At 63.7% G+C, this 16,112-nt stretch carries 15 protein-coding genes; 9 read left to right on the top strand and 6 right to left on the bottom strand.

Going from position 1 to position 16,112, the window contains the following annotated elements; genetic code table 11:
• The first annotated feature begins 3 nt into the window (after positions 1-3).
• The 5 genes from ACK4TE_RS04300 to ACK4TE_RS04280 all read left to right on the top strand — a co-directional run bounded on the left by ACK4TE_RS04300 (position 4) and on the right by ACK4TE_RS04280 (position 3,519).
• Positions 4-513, top strand: a complete 510-nt coding sequence (locus ACK4TE_RS04300; protein WP_409910249.1) for a MotA/TolQ/ExbB proton channel family protein — start codon at positions 4-6, stop codon at positions 511-513.
• Positions 513-926 (top strand): ExbD/TolR family protein, encoded by a 414-nt coding sequence (locus ACK4TE_RS04295; protein WP_409910248.1) that lies wholly within the window; start codon positions 513-515, stop codon positions 924-926. Before ACK4TE_RS04300 ends, ACK4TE_RS04295 begins: the two co-directional genes overlap by 1 nt.
• A gap of 18 nt (positions 927-944) precedes the next feature.
• Positions 945-1,355, top strand: coding sequence for an ExbD/TolR family protein (locus ACK4TE_RS04290; protein WP_409910247.1), 411 nt, complete (start codon positions 945-947; stop codon positions 1,353-1,355).
• 11 nt (positions 1,356-1,366) lie between these two features.
• Positions 1,367-1,990, top strand: a complete 624-nt coding sequence (locus tag ACK4TE_RS04285) for a TonB family protein (protein WP_409910246.1) — start codon at positions 1,367-1,369, stop codon at positions 1,988-1,990.
• 128 nt (positions 1,991-2,118) lie between these two features.
• Positions 2,119-3,519, top strand: a complete 1,401-nt coding sequence (locus tag ACK4TE_RS04280) for a tetratricopeptide repeat protein (RefSeq protein ID WP_409910245.1) — start codon at positions 2,119-2,121, stop codon at positions 3,517-3,519.
• 156 nt (positions 3,520-3,675) lie between these two features.
• Here ACK4TE_RS04280 and ACK4TE_RS04275 read toward each other — a convergent pair whose 3' ends face one another.
• From ACK4TE_RS04275 to ACK4TE_RS04265, 3 genes are all read right to left on the bottom strand, one after another.
• Positions 3,676-4,185 carry a polymer-forming cytoskeletal protein gene (locus tag ACK4TE_RS04275; protein ID WP_409910244.1) on the bottom strand — a complete coding sequence of 170 codons (510 nt, stop codon included), beginning with the start codon at positions 4,183-4,185 and terminating at the stop codon, positions 3,676-3,678.
• Positions 4,169-5,377 carry a peptidoglycan DD-metalloendopeptidase family protein gene (locus ACK4TE_RS04270; RefSeq protein WP_409910243.1) on the bottom strand — a complete coding sequence of 403 codons (1,209 nt, stop codon included), beginning with the start codon at positions 5,375-5,377 and terminating at the stop codon, positions 4,169-4,171. The genes ACK4TE_RS04275 and ACK4TE_RS04270 overlap by 17 nt, the downstream gene beginning before the upstream one ends.
• Before the next feature lie 201 nt (positions 5,378-5,578).
• Positions 5,579-6,052, bottom strand: coding sequence for a peroxiredoxin (locus ACK4TE_RS04265; RefSeq protein ID WP_409910242.1), 474 nt, complete (start codon positions 6,050-6,052; stop codon positions 5,579-5,581).
• A gap of 92 nt (positions 6,053-6,144) precedes the next feature.
• On the opposite strand from ACK4TE_RS04265, the gene ACK4TE_RS04260 reads away from it, so the two are divergent.
• Positions 6,145-9,525: an AsmA-like C-terminal domain-containing protein gene (locus ACK4TE_RS04260; protein ID WP_409910241.1), complete on the top strand. Its 3,381-nt coding sequence runs from the start codon at positions 6,145-6,147 to the stop codon at positions 9,523-9,525.
• Between the two features lie 59 nt (positions 9,526-9,584).
• Here ACK4TE_RS04260 and tyrS read toward each other — a convergent pair whose 3' ends face one another.
• Entirely contained in the window at positions 9,585-10,832 is a 1,248-nt protein-coding gene (gene tyrS, locus ACK4TE_RS04255; RefSeq protein WP_409910240.1) for a tyrosine--tRNA ligase, read from the bottom strand.
• 52 nt (positions 10,833-10,884) lie between these two features.
• Between tyrS and ACK4TE_RS04250 the strand changes: the two genes are divergently transcribed.
• Positions 10,885-12,027, top strand: coding sequence for an anhydro-N-acetylmuramic acid kinase (locus tag ACK4TE_RS04250; protein WP_409910239.1), 1,143 nt, complete (start codon positions 10,885-10,887; stop codon positions 12,025-12,027).
• On the opposite strand, the gene ACK4TE_RS04245 is transcribed toward ACK4TE_RS04250, so the two are convergent.
• Positions 12,024-12,500 carry an N-acetyltransferase family protein gene (locus tag ACK4TE_RS04245; RefSeq protein ID WP_409910238.1) on the bottom strand — a complete coding sequence of 159 codons (477 nt, stop codon included), beginning with the start codon at positions 12,498-12,500 and terminating at the stop codon, positions 12,024-12,026. The two genes, ACK4TE_RS04250 and ACK4TE_RS04245, sit on opposite strands and share 4 nt — an antisense overlap.
• A gap of 60 nt (positions 12,501-12,560) precedes the next feature.
• Positions 12,561-13,283 carry an alpha/beta hydrolase gene (locus ACK4TE_RS04240; protein WP_409910237.1) on the bottom strand — a complete coding sequence of 241 codons (723 nt, stop codon included), beginning with the start codon at positions 13,281-13,283 and terminating at the stop codon, positions 12,561-12,563.
• A 112-nt stretch (positions 13,284-13,395) separates the two neighbouring features.
• On the opposite strand from ACK4TE_RS04240, the gene ACK4TE_RS04235 reads away from it, so the two are divergent.
• Both ACK4TE_RS04235 and sufB read left to right on the top strand, forming a co-directional pair.
• Positions 13,396-14,541, top strand: coding sequence for a cysteine desulfurase family protein (locus tag ACK4TE_RS04235; RefSeq protein ID WP_409910236.1), 1,146 nt, complete (start codon positions 13,396-13,398; stop codon positions 14,539-14,541).
• Positions 14,541-16,103, top strand: a complete 1,563-nt coding sequence (sufB, locus tag ACK4TE_RS04230) for a Fe-S cluster assembly protein SufB (protein ID WP_409910235.1) — start codon at positions 14,541-14,543, stop codon at positions 16,101-16,103. Before ACK4TE_RS04235 ends, sufB begins: the two co-directional genes overlap by 1 nt.
• Positions 16,104-16,112 lie beyond the last annotated feature (9 nt).

The raw sequence follows: 16,112 nt of genomic DNA, 5'->3' as shown, positions 1-16,112 counted from the left end.
CGCATGGGTTTTCAAGACCTACAGGCCTTTCTGGATCGAGGCGGCCCCGTGCTGCTGGTCATCATGGCGGCGACTTTCGTCATGTGGGCCCTGATTCTGGAGCGGTTGTTCTATTTCCGGTTCGCGCACAAGCAGGTTGCCGCCGAGGCAATTGCGGAGTGGCGTTCGCGCTCCGACCGGAAATCCAAACTCGCCCACTGGGTGCGTGACAAGCTGGTGTCGGAAGTCCGGATCAAGGCGGAACAGAACGTGCAGCTGACGAAGGCGATGGTCGCCCTCGCGCCGCTGCTCGGCCTGCTCGGCACGGTGACGGGCATGGTGGCCGTGTTCGACATCATGGCGATCACAGCAGGTGCAGACGCAAAGGCCATGTCGGCCGGCGTGTCGCGTGCCACCATCCCGACCATGGCCGGCATGGTCGCGTCTCTCTCGGGCATCATGTTCACGTCCGGTATGGATCGCCGCGTCAATCGCTCGGTCCAGCAGGTTGAAGACTCGATGGAGATCGGCTGATGCGCGGACGCAAGACAAGACGGCCCGACGAGGCCAACGTCGACCTGACGCCGATGCTCGACGTCGTGTTCATCCTGCTGATCTTCTTTATCGTGACGTCGACCTTTGCGCGGGAAGAGGCCATCGGCCTCGAGCCGCCGCCGCCGCCGACACCGCCCGATGAAGAGAAAGTCCAGGTGCCTGCCATTCTGATCCTGGTCGAGGAATCGAACCTGATCACGGTGAACGGACGCCCGACGGACATCAGCTCGGTGCGTGCGAACATCGAACGGGTTGTCGCAGAATCGCCCAATAGTGCGCTTATCATTCAAGCTCACCCCAAGGCGAAAAGCGGCGTGGTGGTGCAGATCCGGGATGAGGCTTACAACGCGGGCTTCAAGGAACGCGTCAACATCCTCATCACTCAGACCTGATCGCAGGAGAGCGTAACTATGGCACGTGCAAGACGTGAATATTCCGAAGGCGGCACCGACATCGACCTCACGCCGATGCTCGACGTGGTGTTCATCCTGCTGATCTTCTTCATCGTGACGGCCCAGTTCATCAAGGAACCGGGTGTCCAGATCCTTCGCCCTGAAGTCGAGAACAAGTCACAGGCCAAGCCGCTGGCGATCCTGATCGCCATCGATGCCAATAGCGACATCTATATCGACAAGAAGAAGATCAATCCGGCTGAAGTCGGCTTCACCATCAAGGAAATGCGGCTCGACAACCCACGCGGTGAAGTCGTGATTCAAACAGATGTGAACGCAGATGCGTCGGTAATGGTTGACGTAATGGAAGCTATCAACAAGATTGATGGTGACACTGTTATCAACATCTCGGCGAAAACGACGGGTTAGGGAGACAGGCGATGTTCAATAGTCCCTTCATGCGGATCCTGGTGGCGACGGTCATCGCGATCCCGATCGTCCTGATAATCTTCATGGTCATGAACCTGCTGATTTCGGTGAAAGAGCTGAATCTGGCATCCGGCGAACAGCGGGTTCTGGCGGCGATCACGCCGCAGCAGCAGGATTCCGAGGCGCGCACGCGCCAGCGGGCCAAGCCGCAGCGGATTGACTCAGCCCAGAAGCCGCCGCCGCCGCCGAAACAGTCGGCCACCAAGTCGAGCATCAACCTGCCGACTCCGAAGATCGACGGGGCTGTTCCGCAGAACCTCGATCTTGGCCGGATGAAGTCGCTCGCGATCGATCCAGTGGCCGTCTCTGACCGCGACGCACAGCCGATCCGCCCGCCGACACCGTCCTTCCCGCAGCGCGCCGCCGAACGCGGCATCTCAGGCAGCTGCGACGTTCGCTTTGACGTGGATACCCGCGGCAAGCCGTACAATGTGCAGGCCACCTGCACGGACAGCGTGTTCAAGTCGGAAGCCGAGCGTGCCGTGAGCCGTGTGGAATTCGCCCCGAAGATCGTCCGCGGCAAGGCGGTTGAGCGCCGGAACGTGGTCTACCCGCTGGAATTCAACATCCAGTAGGGCTCAATCCGGGCAGGGGTTCGCCAGGGCCAGCCGCCTGCTCCTTCTCCTCTCCAGGCGGCGCAAGACTGCCGGAGAGACCTGCAAGCGAGAGTGTAAGCCGCTGTAAAGCGGCCAGGAGAGAAATGATGAAACTGAGTGTTTTCCTCAAAGGGGCTGTGGCGGCGGGCCTGTTGGGTCTGATGGGCGCCGGCTCCGCGCTGGCCCAGGCCTGCACGGAAACGCAGTTCGGCGCGAAGACCGGACAGGCCTATCTCGATGCTGAAACCGCAGCGATGCAGAACAAGGACTGGGCCACCGCCATCGCGAAGCTGAACCAGCTGAGGAGCCAGCCGCTGAACTGCTACGAGGAAGGCGCTGTCATCCGTCTGTCGGCCTATATCAAGATCGAGCAGGGCGACCGCGCTGGCGCGATCAAGGACCTGCTGGACGCACTGAACAAGGGTTATATCCCGGCGGACCAGGCGGCCCAGACCTATTACAACATCGCGCAGATCTATCTGCAGATGGAAGACCAGAAGCTGGCGCTCGACTACATGATGCGCTGGATCAACGCTGGCGGAAAGCCTGACCGCACCCAGAAATGGCAGCTGGCGGTCCTGTATCAGCGCATCGACAACTACAAGGAAGCGGTACGCTGGGCCGAGGAAGTGCGCCGTGACGATGGCGCCAAGTTCGACCAGCAACTCTACGACCTGCTCGTCTTCCTCTACAACGAGAGCGGCCAGAAGGCGAAACTCGCTGAAGTCCTCGAAGTGCTCGTCGAGCGCCGCCCGGAAGAGCGCAAGTACTGGGATGCCATCGCCGGCAATTACTTCCAGGAAAACGAACAGCGCAAGGCGTTTGAAGTCCAGAAGGCCATGTACCTCGCCGGTATCCTGAAGACCGAAGACGAGATCATGCGCATCGTGAACTTCTACAACCAGTTCAACGCGCCATACTACGCCGCGAAAGTGCTGGAGAAGGAAATGAATGCCGGCCGCATCAAGGCGACGGTCGAGAGGATGTCCCTGCTGGCCGACTTCTACCAGGTTGCGCGCGAGCACGAGAAAGCCATTCCGGTCATCCGCCGGGCTGCCGAAATGGGCGGTGGCGGCGCGATGTACGAGCGTCTCGGCGCCTCCTACAGCGAGCTGCAGAAGTGGAAGGAAACTGAGGATGCGCTGCAGCAGGCGCTGAAACTCGGCGGCGTGAAAGATCGCGGCACCGTCTGGGTGCGGATCGGCCAGTCCCGCTTCGAGCGTGGCGACCGCGACGGCGCCAAGGAAGCCTTCCGTCAGGCCGGCAATGCCGGTGGCCGCGGCTGGCTCGAGTTCATGAACTCGGAAGAGGAAACCAAGGACGCACTCGTCTGCTTCGAAGTGCAGTCTGCCGTCCTCAACCTCGTGAACGAAGACAAGATCTGCAAGAAGCTGCAGGGTCTTGGCGACGCCCAGCCGGAAGGCTGCAAGACGATTGCCGAGCGCCTGAATGCGGGCCGCGAGAAGTTCAAGGCAACGCCGCAGTGCCGCAACGCACAGCCGGTCTGATCTGACCTGGTTCAATACTGAATGGCAAAGCCCCGGTCCTCTGGTCCGGGGCTTTGTGTTTCCGGTGAGGCGCTCCTGCCGGGAACATGTCTGGGGGGCAAAGAAAAAACGCCGGCCTTGCGGGCCGGCGTTCGGTATTCGGAATGTCAGTCCGGTTCAGCTCGGCTGGCTGGAAATGCCGAAGCCCGAACCGAGCGAAGCCGAGGCAGGCTTGCTCTCGCTGGCGGCTTGCGGGCCAGTTTCGCGCAGCGGGTCATCCGCGTGCTTCACCTGGCCTTCGAACACAGCGTTCGACTGAATCTGCAGCGAGGAATGGACGATGTCGCCCTTCACATGCGCGCCGGTTTCCAGCTCGACCTTGCGGGCCCGAATGGAGCCCCTGATCTTGCCTTTCACCTTCACGACCTCGGCCTTCACCTCGCCGGTGATCTGGCCGGAAGCGCCGATGGTGATGTCGGTCGCGGAAACGTCGCCATCGACGATGCCGTCGATCTGCAGGGCGCCTTCGGAACTGATCGAGCCGTTGATCTTCATGTCGGCGCAAATGATCGAAGCCGCGCGCGCTGCCGTCTTCGTGGCAGCCCCCCGGATCGCGTCCTGAGCGGGCACCACTTTCGCGGGCTCGGGCGGGGCGGCTTCCGGGGTCTTGTTATTCTTTGTGAACATGTCGGCCTGCTTTCAGGAATTTCATGGGGTCGTAGGGTTTGCCGTTGTACCACACTTCGTAGTGGAGGTGGTCACCGGTACTGCGACCGGTGGAGCCCATACGTCCTACCAGATCACCGGTCTTGACTGTAGCACCATTTGACACCGTGATCGACCGCAGGTGGCCGTAGCGGGACTTGAACCCGTGGCCGTGATCGATCTCGACCAGCAGACCGTAGCCCGACCGGGCGCCGGCATAGCTGACCTTGCCGGGACCGGTGGTGATGATCGGGGCGTCGCGATATGCTGCCATGTCCATGCCCATGTGGGGCGAGGGGCGTTTGGTGAAGGGGTCGACGCGGACGCCGTAGGGGCTGGTGAAGCGGTAGGGCACCCCGACCGGCTGGCCGAGCGGCAGGTCCGCCACGATCTTCTCGAAATGCTTCATTTCCGCGATCCGGGCGCGGGCCTGCATGATGCGGCTCATGAAGGTCTTGTCCCCGAACGACCATTCCGAGGCCGAGGAGGTCAGCGCCCCCATCGACACTTCCGGGCCGCCGACACCGTTGCTCGCCAGCAGGCTGTCGGTGCCAACATTTGTGAGGGCGAGCACGCCGCGGGCACGTTCCGCGCGCTCGGCGGCGAGGTCTTCCATATGGTTGAACAGGCGGTAGATGTCCTGCTCGATCGCCTTGGAGGTGCCGCGCGGGGCCGGTACGCTGAAGCCGGCGCTGGCAAACTGGGTGTCGCGGGACTCGCGGCGGTCGGCTTCTTCGATTGAGGCCTCGACCAGGAGGGAGGCGCCGTTTCCTTCGAGGGCGGACAGTTTCTGCCCGTCATCCTCGCGCATTTCGTTCAGCAGTTCCTCGAGCGCCTTCTGCTTCTTCTCGAGATCGGCGGTTTCCCGGGAGCGCTCCTCGAGCAGGGTACGCTGGAGCGACTCGCGGGCGCGCAGGTCCTGCACCCAGCGCTCATACTTGGCGAGTTCCTTGCCCTCGCCGCCGGGAACGCCGGCATCACTGCCGGTGAACACGAAGCTGGCCGTGGCGAACACGGTCCACCCGGCCACGGCGGTCGCGCCGGCTGCCATCATGGCCTGTTGCCAGGGGGATACGGAAATATAGCGGACCGTGCCGCCGCTGCGGTGATAGATTTGACGTTCCGGAAAAGCGCGGTCGAACGCAGCCTTGAGGTTCGAACTCCACTTCGCCATGCAAGCTACCCGTTCGCTGGAAACTTCTTATGAAGCCGCAGTGCCCACTGCGGCCGGCTTCCCATTCCCCGCCGACATACATACCTATTTCGAAAGGGTGCGGAACCCCCGCAAATCATATTTTTCTGCAATGTTAGGTCCAGAGCGTAAACTTCTTATTAACCCGGCATCTGGGGCAGGGATCTGCCCTCAAATTGGGCCTCAGGCGTGTTTTCCGGTGATTTCCGCCAGAACCTCTTCGGCATGGCCCTTCACTTTGACCTTCGGCCAGACCCGGACGATTCGTCCGTCCGGCCCGATCAGCACCGTTGCCCGCACCATGCCCATGTAAGTTCTGCCGTACAGGGACTTTTCCTGCCAGGTGCCATAGGCGCCTGAAACCGCCCCGTCCTCGTCGCTGCCAAGAAGGACGGTCAGATTGTGCTTTGCAGCAAATTTCTCGTGTTTCTTCAGGGGATCGCGAGAGACGCCCAGAATAGCGGCGCCGGCCTTCCGGAAGGCGGCCTCATGGGCGGTGAAGTCGAGCGCTTCCTGGGTGCAGCCTGGCGTATCGTCCTTGGGATAGAAGTAGAGCACGAGGTGCTGGCCGGCAAAGTCCTTCAGGTGCTTTGGCCCGCCCGTGGTTTCCAGCTTGAAATCGGGGGCCTTTTTTCCGGCTTTCAGCTCAGCAGGCATGCAGTTCTCCCATAGTTTCAACCAATTCACGTTATTATAGTTTCTCTCTGTCATTGGGCGTGCGGCAAACCCGCGTCCAGAGGAGTTTTGGATTGGTCCGCCAGACCGCGTCTGTTGTCATCATGGAGATCCTTGGCGGCCTCGTCCTGGTGCTGATGGCGGCGTGCGTTCTGCTTTGGCTGCGCCTGTCGAGCGGGCCGATCGATCTCGGCCCCTTCCGGGAGGATGTCGAACAGGCCCTGTCCGAAGCGCGCGAAGGCCGGCCGGTCTCCATCGGGGCGCTGCAGCTGGAATGGTCGCCGGAAGACAAGCGCATCCGCATCCGGGCGCAGGACGTGCGCCTCATGGACAGCGAAGGGCGCCCGGCGGCCGAGGCGCGCCGGGCCGGCCTCGTGCTCTCTTCCTCGGCGCTGCTGCTCGGCGATATCGAAGTACTGCGCCTGTCGATGGAAGACGGCTGGGTCGGGCTGGACCAGGTCAGCAGCACCGAATGGCAGATTGCGGGCGATCCGCTGCCCGAGTTCAAGGCGCGGGAGCTGCCGTCCACACCGCAAGGCTGGCTCGATTATGCCAACACCGTCCTGCCCGAATGGCTGGCCGCCCTGCGCGAGACCGACCGGGGACTGACGATCGAGGCGGTGCGCTTTGATGGCTTCGAGCTGCGCGTGCGCGGGCAGGACCAGGCGCAGGTCGGATCGGTGCAGCACACCACAGGCGCGCTGACACGCACGGCCGATGGGCTCAGCCTCACCCTGTCCGGCAGCGGGCTCGGCGAAGGCATGCCGGGCGGCATGGCCCTGCGCATGAAGACCAGCGAGAGAGGCACGCGCATGCTGGCCGAGCTGGGCGTGGCCAACTGGCCGCTCGGCGAACTGTTCCGGCGCATCGGCCTTGGCGGCGAAACCGCGGAAGGACTGGAATCGAATTTCGAGATTTCGGTGGCCTTCACCGAAGCAGAGGGCATCGAGGACGTGCGGCTTGCCGCACGGAGCGGCGAAGGCGCCCTGAAGTTTCTCGATGGGGTGCAGCCCGTACGGGATGTGCGCCTGACGGGCAATTATGCCCGTGCCGATGACAAGCTGGCTTTCGTTCTGGAGTCGGTCGGCTTCGGCCAGTTCAAGGGGCGGGCGGAAATCGAACTGGACCGCGCGCTGACGGGCGAGGGCTTCCGGCCCTTCCGGATCAAGAGCCCGGCCCTGACCGCCGACCTGACCCCGCTGCTCGCCGCGCCGGTGGACTTTGCAAGCCTCGAGGCCGCCGGCGAGGCGGACCTCGACCTGCTCGCGGTGCGCGGGCTTGATGCGAAACTGGTGACCGGCGGCGCGGCCTTCGAGATCAAGGGCGACCTCGCGCGCACGCCGGACCAGCAGCCCGGCGAATTGCCGGTGATCGGTTCGCTGGACGTGCGTGTGCCGGGAGAGTTGCCGCTGCAGACCGTGATCGCGCTCTGGCCGGTGAAGCTTGCCGCCAGCGCGCGCGACTGGGGCGCGATGAATGTCGAGGCAGGCAAGGCGCGCAACGCCATCGGCAAGGTATCGCTGCAGCGCGACAGCATGGCGGAAGGCCACCTGCGGGATACAGATCTTGATGTCACATTCGATGTCGAGGATGCGCGCGTGAAATTCCTGTCGGACCTGCCGGCCGTGGAAAATGCTCGCGGCAAGGGCCGGCTGACGGGCAACAGCTTCCGCGTGGTGGCCGACAGCGCCGCTTATGCCGGCTGGGCGGTGACCGAAGGGCTGGTGGATTTCCCGGCCTTCTATCCGCGCGGATCGGAGTTCCGCGTGTTCGCCAAGGGGCGCGGCCCGGCGCGGAACATCATCCGTGTACTGGCAGACTCCCGGCTGGAGTTCGATCTCGACCCGGCGCGCATCTCCGGCGAGGCCGAGGGCACCTATGAAATGTTCCGCCCGGCGCTGAACGATGTTCCGTATGAGGACATGCGCTTCAACGCCTTCGGCAAGCTGCGCAATGCGGGCCTGAAAGCCGCTGCGTTCGGGTTTGATTTCACGGGCGGCATCGTCGATGTGAATGTCGACTCCAAAGGCATTGTCCTGGCCGGGCAGGGCAGCCTCGGCCCCTCGCCGGTCGACTTCACCTGGACGGATACGTTCGCCGAGGACGGCAAGCCCGCCGCACTTGTGGCCAAGGGCATCGTCACGCCGGATTTCATCAACGGCTTCGGCCTGCTGGGGCGCGCCTACATGACCGGCGAGGCGCCGCTGGATGTGAAGGCTACGCTCGACGGCGCAAACCTGACTACGGCGGATGTGAAGATCGACTTCCGGGAATCCCGGCTCGATGCGGCCGAGATCGGCTGGTTGAAACCGCGCGGCGGCGCGGCGGCGGCGGCCATCAACTATTCGCTGAACGGCGACCGGGCGACATCGCGCGTGATTTTTTCCGCTGATGGCGCCGCCATAGACGGCGACTTCACCCTCGGTCCGGACACACGGCTGGTCTCGGCAGACCTTCGCCGCGCCTATTTCCGCAACGTGGCGGATGTGAACGGCAAGGTCAGCCGCAACGCCGCTGACCAGCTCGTGCTGCGGCTAGGCGGCAAGCACCTTGATGTTTCCGGGCTGATGCCCGGCCTCGGTACTCTGGGTGCGGATGACCGCGAAGGGCGCGGCGGCATGAGCCTTGATGCGGCGGTTGAGCGGCTGACAGTTCGTGCAGGACTCGATCTGCGCAACGCGAAAGTGTCGATCACGTCCGGCAAGAAAGGCTTCGAGACCTTCAATGCAACCGGCACGGCGGCTGGCGGCGCGCCGCTTGAGGCAAGCATTGATGCACGGCAGGGCGCACCAAAGCTGGATGTGACAACTGGCGATGCCGGCTTCCTCGCCAGCGCTTTCCTGAATGCGGATTTCATCACCGGCGGGAAGCTTAAGATGACCGGCACACTGGAACATGACGGCAAGCCGGCGGAAATCCAGTTGCAGGTCACCGATGCCCGCCTCAGCAATGCGCCCTTCCTGACGCAGATCCTGTCGCTCGCCTCGCTGCGCGGCCTGGCGGATACGCTGTCGGGCGAGGGTGTCAATTTCAGCCGCATCGATGTCCCGATGAAGATCTCCGGCGGGCGCTATGTGATCGAAGGTGCCAAGGCGCAGGGTCCGGCCCTTGGCCTTACGGCGAACGGCTTCATTGATACCAAGTCCAGCGATATCCAGATCGACGGCGTCCTGGTGCCGAGCTTCGGCGTAAACTCCGCCCTCGGAGGAATTCCGATCCTCGGCGATCTCGTGGTCGGGCGCGATGGCGAAGGCGTGCTCTCGCTGACTTACGGTGTGCGCGGCAAACTGGAAAAGGCCAACGTCTCGGTCAACCCGCTCTCGGCCCTCGCCCCCGGCGTCATCCGCCGCATCTTCGAGAACCCGTCGGACACCAAGATTCCCGAAGCCAAGGCACGCCCCAAAGAAGCGCCGCTGCCGAAGGAATTGCCGGCGATCAAGAACGAGACGTTCTGAAAATCCGGTTTCCCACAGTGCAGCGCACCCTTCTCCCCAGGGAGAAGGGGCTTTGAAGACTACCCCGCCTTGATCAGCGCATGGCGCTTCTTGCCGGCCGACAGCTTGATCGCGCCGTCCTTCATGTCCGACGCCCAAAGTTTCGCATTCGGATCCGTCACAGCTTCATCATTCACCTTGATCGCGCCTTGCTCGATCAGGCGCCGCGCTTCGCCGTTGGACTTTGACAGGCCTGCTGCGGTGCAGGCCGCCGCGACGAGCAGGCCCGCCTCAAGCTCCGCATGCGGAACAGTTGCCGTGGGCAGTGCATCGGCAGACGCACCTGCGCTGAACACAGCCTTTGCCGCCGCCTCAGCTTCCTGCGCCGCGGCATCGCCGTGCAGCAAGGCCGTCGCCGCGTTCGCCAGCGCAATCTTGGCATCGTTGATCTCGGCGCCCTTCAGGGCTTCGAAGCGAACGATCTCCTCCTGCGACAGGTCCGTGAAGAAGCGCATGAACCGGCCGACATCGGCATCTTCCGTGTTGCGCCAGAACTGCCAGTATTCATACGGGCTCTTGCGCTCTGCATTGAGCCACACCGCGCCGCCCACCGTCTTGCCCATCTTCGCGCCGGAGGCGGTGGTGATGAGGTGCGACGTCAGGCCAAACGCCTGCTGGCCCTCGATCTTGTGGATCAGGTCTGCGCCGCCGAGGATGTTGCCCCACTGGTCCGACCCGCCAAGCTGAAGGCGGCAGCCATGGCGCCGGAACAGCTCGAGGAAGTCGTAGGACTGCAGCAGCAGGTAGTTGAACTCGAGGAAAGTGTAGGGCTGCTCAGCCTCCAGGCGGCGCGCAACCGTGTCCTGCTTCACCATCGTGTTGATGGTGAAGTGCACGCCGATATCGCGCAGCACATCAATGTAGCCGAGCTTGTCCAGCCAGTCGGCATTGTTCGCCATGATAGCGCCGTTCGGGCCGGCATAGTTGATGTAGGGATCGAAGGCTTTCTTGATGCCGGCGATATTGGCGTTGATCTGGTCATTGGTGAGCAGCGGGCGCGACTTTTCCTTGTCGGTAGGGTCGCCGATCTTGGTCGTGCCGCCGCCCATGAGGGTGATTGGCCGGCCGCCGTGCCGCTGGAAGATGCGCAGCATCATGATGCTCATCAGGTGGCCGACATGCAGGCTGTCCGCCGTCGCGTCAAAGCCGATATAAGCCACAGGCGTTCCCGAGGCGCAGTAAGCGTCCAGCTCTGCCTCATGCGTCATCTGCTTGATGAAGCCGCGCCAGCTGAGCTCGTGCAGGAATTCCGACTTGTATTGGCTCATTTTCTTGTGTCTCCGTGGAGCAGACGCGCGCCTAACACGGAAAGGGCAGGGCTTGAACACCGTTACCGAAAAAACACGGCCCGTCTGGGTGGCCGGCTTCATGTCCGGCACCTCGCTGGATGCGGTCGATGCCGCCATGATTCTCACAGATGGGGAGAAGGTTGCCGAATTCGGCCCGGCCGTGGAGCGCAAGTACACCCCCGCCGAGCGCGCCCTGCTGCAGGCAGCCACCGATGCCGCGCGGGCCTGGAACTGGCAGGGGCCGGTCCCCGAAGCGCCGTTCCGGGCCGCGCTCGACGTGATCAGCCGCACCCATTTCGAGGCCTGGCAGATGCTGACCGGCCCGGAGCGGGCCATCCGCCCTGCGCTCGCCGGGGTGCATGGCCAGACCGTGCTGCACCGGCGCGCAAAGCCCGGCGCCAAGGGCGCCACCCTGCAGCTGGTCGATCCCTTCGGCCTGCAGAAGGCGTTCGGCGTGCCGATGGTCTGCGATTTCCGCACATCCGATGTTGAGGCCGGCGGGCAGGGCGCGCCGCTGGCCCCCGCCTACCACGCCGCGCTGATGGACCGGCTCGGCGGCGAGACAGCGGTCGTGCTGAACCTCGGTGGCGTGGCCAACATCACCGCGCGCCTCTCGGACGGCACGCTGATCGCCTGCGATACCGGCCCCGCGAACGGCCCCATCGACGAATGGGTGGAGCGTCACGGCAAGGGCACGCACGATGCCGGCGGCCGCCTCGCGCTCGCGGGCAAGGTCGATACGGCGCGCCTCGCGCGGCTGATGGACCATCCCTGGTTCAGCGAGAAACTGCCGAAATCGCTCGATCGGTATGACTTCAACGCCGGCATGGCCGACGGCCTGTCGCTGGAAGATGGCGCCGCAACGCTCACCGCATTCACGGCGGCCTCCGTCGCAGCGGGAATTGATCAGCTCCCGGAGAAACCTGCCCGCGTCATCGCTTGCGGCGGCGGACGGCACAATCCGGCGCTGATGGCCGCCCTGAAGGGCGCCTTGCCGTGCGCGCTGATGTCAGCCGAAGAGGCTGGCTGGCGCGGCGATTCCATCGAAGCCGAAGCCTTCGCCTTCCTCGCCGCCCGCACTGTGCGCGACCTGCCGATCAGCTGGCCAACGACAACGGGCGTGCCTGCGCCTCAGATCGGCGGGAAGATCTTTGGCTGGGAGAGCCGGACCTAGGCGCTGGCAAGTCCGGACAGGGCGTCGCCGTCCAGCCGGTAGATCGTCCACTCATCCATCGGCCTTGCGCCCAGTGAGAGGTAGAAGTCGATGGACGGCTGGTTCCAGTCGAGCACCGACCATTCGAGCCGGCCGCAGCCGCGCTCGATAGCGATTTCCGCGAGCCTCGCCAGCAGCGCCTTGCCATAGCCCTTACCGCGCTGGGCGGGGTCGACGAACAGGTCTTCGAGATAGATGCCGGGCTTCGCCAGGAAGGTCGAAAAGTTATGGAAGAACAACGCGAAGCCATGCGCTTCGCCGTCTTCCTCGATCAGCAGGACTTCGGCATAGGGGCGCGGTCCGAACAGATGCGTGCGCAGCCCCTCTTCATCGGCGAAGCATTCATGCTCCAGCTTTTCATACGCGGCGAGTGCGCGGATGAAGCGAAGGATGGTTTCCGTGTCGGAGCTGTCCGCAAACCGGATTGTGGCCATGATCAGCGCTCCGTATGCGGAAGGCGGCGGCCCGTTCAAGTGTGAACGGGCCAGCCTCTCTTACTCTTCGAAGTCTTCTTCTTCCTCGACCACTTCGGCGTCATCGGCATCTTCATCCGCTTCGAGGCGCAGTTGCTGTTCGGCTTCGGCGAGGCGGCGCAGGAGGTATTCTTCGCAAACGGTGACCAGCTCTTCGCGCTTGTCCACGTAGAAGTGGTTTGCGCCCTTCACCTTCGCGCGCTCGACCTTGTGACCCTTCTGCACACGGACTTTCGTCAGCGCCCGCTCGACATCCTCCGGCGAGGCGATCGAATCCGCATCGCCCGAAACGATCAGGCCCGAAGCCGGGCAGGGGGCGAGGAAGGAGAGGTCATAATGGTTCGCCGGCGGCGAGATGGCGAGAAAGCCGTCAATCTCCGGGCGGCGCATCAGCAGCTGCAGCGTGATCCAGGCGCCGAAGGAATAACCCGCGCACCAGACATAGCGCGGCGATTCCGACAGGTTCTCGAGATAGTCGAGCACATAGGCAGCATCTTCCAGCTCGCCGATGCCCTGATCATACACGCCCTGCGACCGGCCAACGCCGCGCGAGTTGTAGCGCAGCACGCCAAAGCCGTGCTTTTCGAACAGCTGGTACAGCATGATCGTCACCGGGTCCTGCATCGTGCCCCCGGCTTTCGGGTGAGGGTGCAGGATCAGGGCAATCGGCGCGCCCGGATATGGCGGCTCGGTATAACGCGCTTCGATCCGCCCCTGCGGGCCCGGAATGATGATTTCTGCCATCTGATCCTCGGCTTTTCCTGCTGAAGGGCGGGTAGATAGGCCAAAACCATCTGAAAAAGCAAATTTTTCTGCAGGTGCGAGACAGGCCGGAAAGGCCTATATAGAGGGCACAATGATCTATGCCGATTACAACGCCACCGCCCCGATCCGGCCGGAAGCCCGCGAGGCCATGCTCGCCGCACTGGACCTGGGCGCTGCCAACCCCTCCTCGGTCCACAAGGCCGGGCGGGCGGCCCGTGCCGTGGTGGAGAAGGCGCGCGGCCAGATCGGTGCCGCCATCGGCTCGCGGGCCGAAGATATCGTGTTTACCAGCGGGGGCACCGAATCCCTCGCCCTCGCCATTCAGGGCGCCGTCCTGGCGCTGGACGCAAAGGCCACCCTCATCGTCTCCGCCATCGAGCATGACGCCGCCACCAAGGCCGCCGCCTATGCCGGCGTGCCGGTGGAGACCGCCTATGTGCTGGCGAGCGGGCAGGTAGACCTCGCGGACCTGAACACGCGCCTCGCCAAATGGGACAAGGCCATCAAGGGCACGCCGATCCTCGTGCTGATGCTCGCCAATAACGAGACCGGCATCATCCAGCCCGTCGCCGATGCCGCCGCCCTCGTGCGCGAGGCGGGCGGGCTCACCGTCTGCGACGCGGTGCAGGCGCTCGGCAAGGTCCCGGTCAACGCAGCCCTCCTCTGTGCGGACTATATCGCCCTCTCCGCCCACAAGATCGGCGGGCCGCAGGGCACCGGCGCCCTCTGGCACCGGGCCGGGGCGCCGCTGAAAGCGCTGCAATATGGCGGCGGGCAGGAACGCGGCCTGCGTTCGGGCACGGAGAATGTCGCGGGCATGGCCGGTTTCGGCGCCGCCGCAGAGGCCGCCGTGCGCGATCTCCCCAAATATGCCATGCTGGCAAAGCACCGCGATGCGATGGAAGCGCGCCTGAAAGCCGAAGGCGGCGTCACCGTGATCGGCGAAGCGAGCCCCCGCCTGGCCGGCACATCCAACTTTGCCCGCCCCGGCTTCCGCGCCGAAACGCAGGTGATGGCGATGGACCTTGCCGGCGTCTGCCTCTCGGCTGGCTCAGCCTGCTCGTCCGGCAAGGTGAAAAGATCACTTGTGCTGATGGCGATGGGCGCCGATGACGCGCTTGCCGAAGCCTCCGTCCGCGCCAGCTTCGGCTGGGACTCGAGGCCAGAAGATTTCGGCAAACTCGCCGATGCCTGGCTGGAGGCGGCGAGACGGACAGTATTGAAGGAAACCGCGTGATGGATTGCTGCGGCGGAATTGATGAGCACGACGAGGACTGCACCGAAGTGAAGGTGAAGGACGGCATTGATGCCGGCACCGTCGCGGCGGCGAAGCGCCTCGAGTCGGAGAACTATTCCGCCGGCTTCATCACCGACATCGAAATGGACATGGCCCCGAAGGGCCTCTCTGAAGATACCGTCCGCTTCATCTCCGCGAAGAAGGGCGAGCCCGAATGGCTGCTCGACTGGCGCCTCGAAGCCTATCGCCGCTGGCTGACGATGGAGGAGCCCACCTGGGCGCGCCTGCGCTATCCGGAAATCGATTATCAGGCCTTCTACTATTACGCCGCGCCGAAAGCCGGGGCGAAGTACAAGTCGATCGACGATGTGCCGAAGGAAATTCTCGAGACCTATGAGAAGCTCGGCATCCCGCTGCGCGAGGCCGAAGTGCTGCTCGGCGTCGAAGGCGCCGCCGAAACCGCCGCCACCGCGCGCGAGAAACCGCGTGTCGCCGTCGACGCCGTGTTCGACTCTGTCTCCGTCGCCACCACCTTCCGCGAGGAGCTGAAGAAAGCCGGCGTGATCTTCATGTCGATTTCCGAAGCCGTGCATGAATATCCGGAGCTCGTGAAGAAATACCTTGGCTCAGTTGTTCCGCAGTCGGATAATTTCTTTGCCACCCTCAACTCTGCCGTCTTCTCCGATGGCACCTTCGTCTACGTTCCCAAAGGCGTACGCTGCCCGATGGAGCTGTCGACCTATTTCCGCATGAACGCCGAAAGCACCGGCCAGTTCGAACGTACGCTGATCGTCGCTGATGAAGGCGCCTACGTCTCCTATCTCGAAGGCTGCACCGCCCCGATGCGCGACGAGAACCAACTGCACGCTGCCGTCGTCGAGCTCGTCGCGCTGGACGATGCCGAGATCAAATACTCCACCGTCCAGAACTGGTGGCCGGGCGATGAAGACGGCAAAGGCGGCATCTACAATTTCGTCACCAAGCGCGGCGATTGCCGGGGCCATCGCTCCAAGATTTCCTGGACACAGGTGGAAACGGGCTCCGCCATCACCTGGAAATACCCGTCCTGCATCCTGCGCGGCGACGACTCGGTCGGCGAGTTCTATTCCATCGCCGTCACCAATGGCCGCCAGCAGGCCGATACCGGCACCAAGATGATCCACCTCGGCAAGCGCACGAAGAGCCGCATCATCTCCAAGGGCATCTCCGCCGGCAAGTCCGACAACACCTATCGCGGCCTCGTCTCGATCCATAAGAAGGCCGAGAGCGCCCGCAACTTCACCCAGTGCGACAGCCTGCTGATCGGCGACCGCTGCGGCGCGCATACCGTGCCTTATGTCGAAAACCGCCGCGCCGACGCGCAGCTCGAACACGAAGCCACCACCACCAAGCTCTCCGAAGACCAGCTCTTCTATGTCCGCCAGCGCGGCATCGGCGAGGAGCAGGCCGTCGCCCTACTGGTCAACGGCTTCGTGCGCGAAGTGCTGCAGGAGCTGCCGATGGAATTCGCCGTCGAGGCGCAGAAGCTGCTGGAAGTCAGCCTCGAGGGCAGCGTCGGATAGATTGCCTTT

The organism is Hyphomonas sp. (genome assembly GCF_046313975.1).
GTDB lineage: Bacteria > Pseudomonadota > Alphaproteobacteria > Caulobacterales > Hyphomonadaceae > Hyphomonas.
Note: the sequence above shows the minus strand (reverse complement) of the source record. Positions and strands in the feature narration are given on the sequence as shown.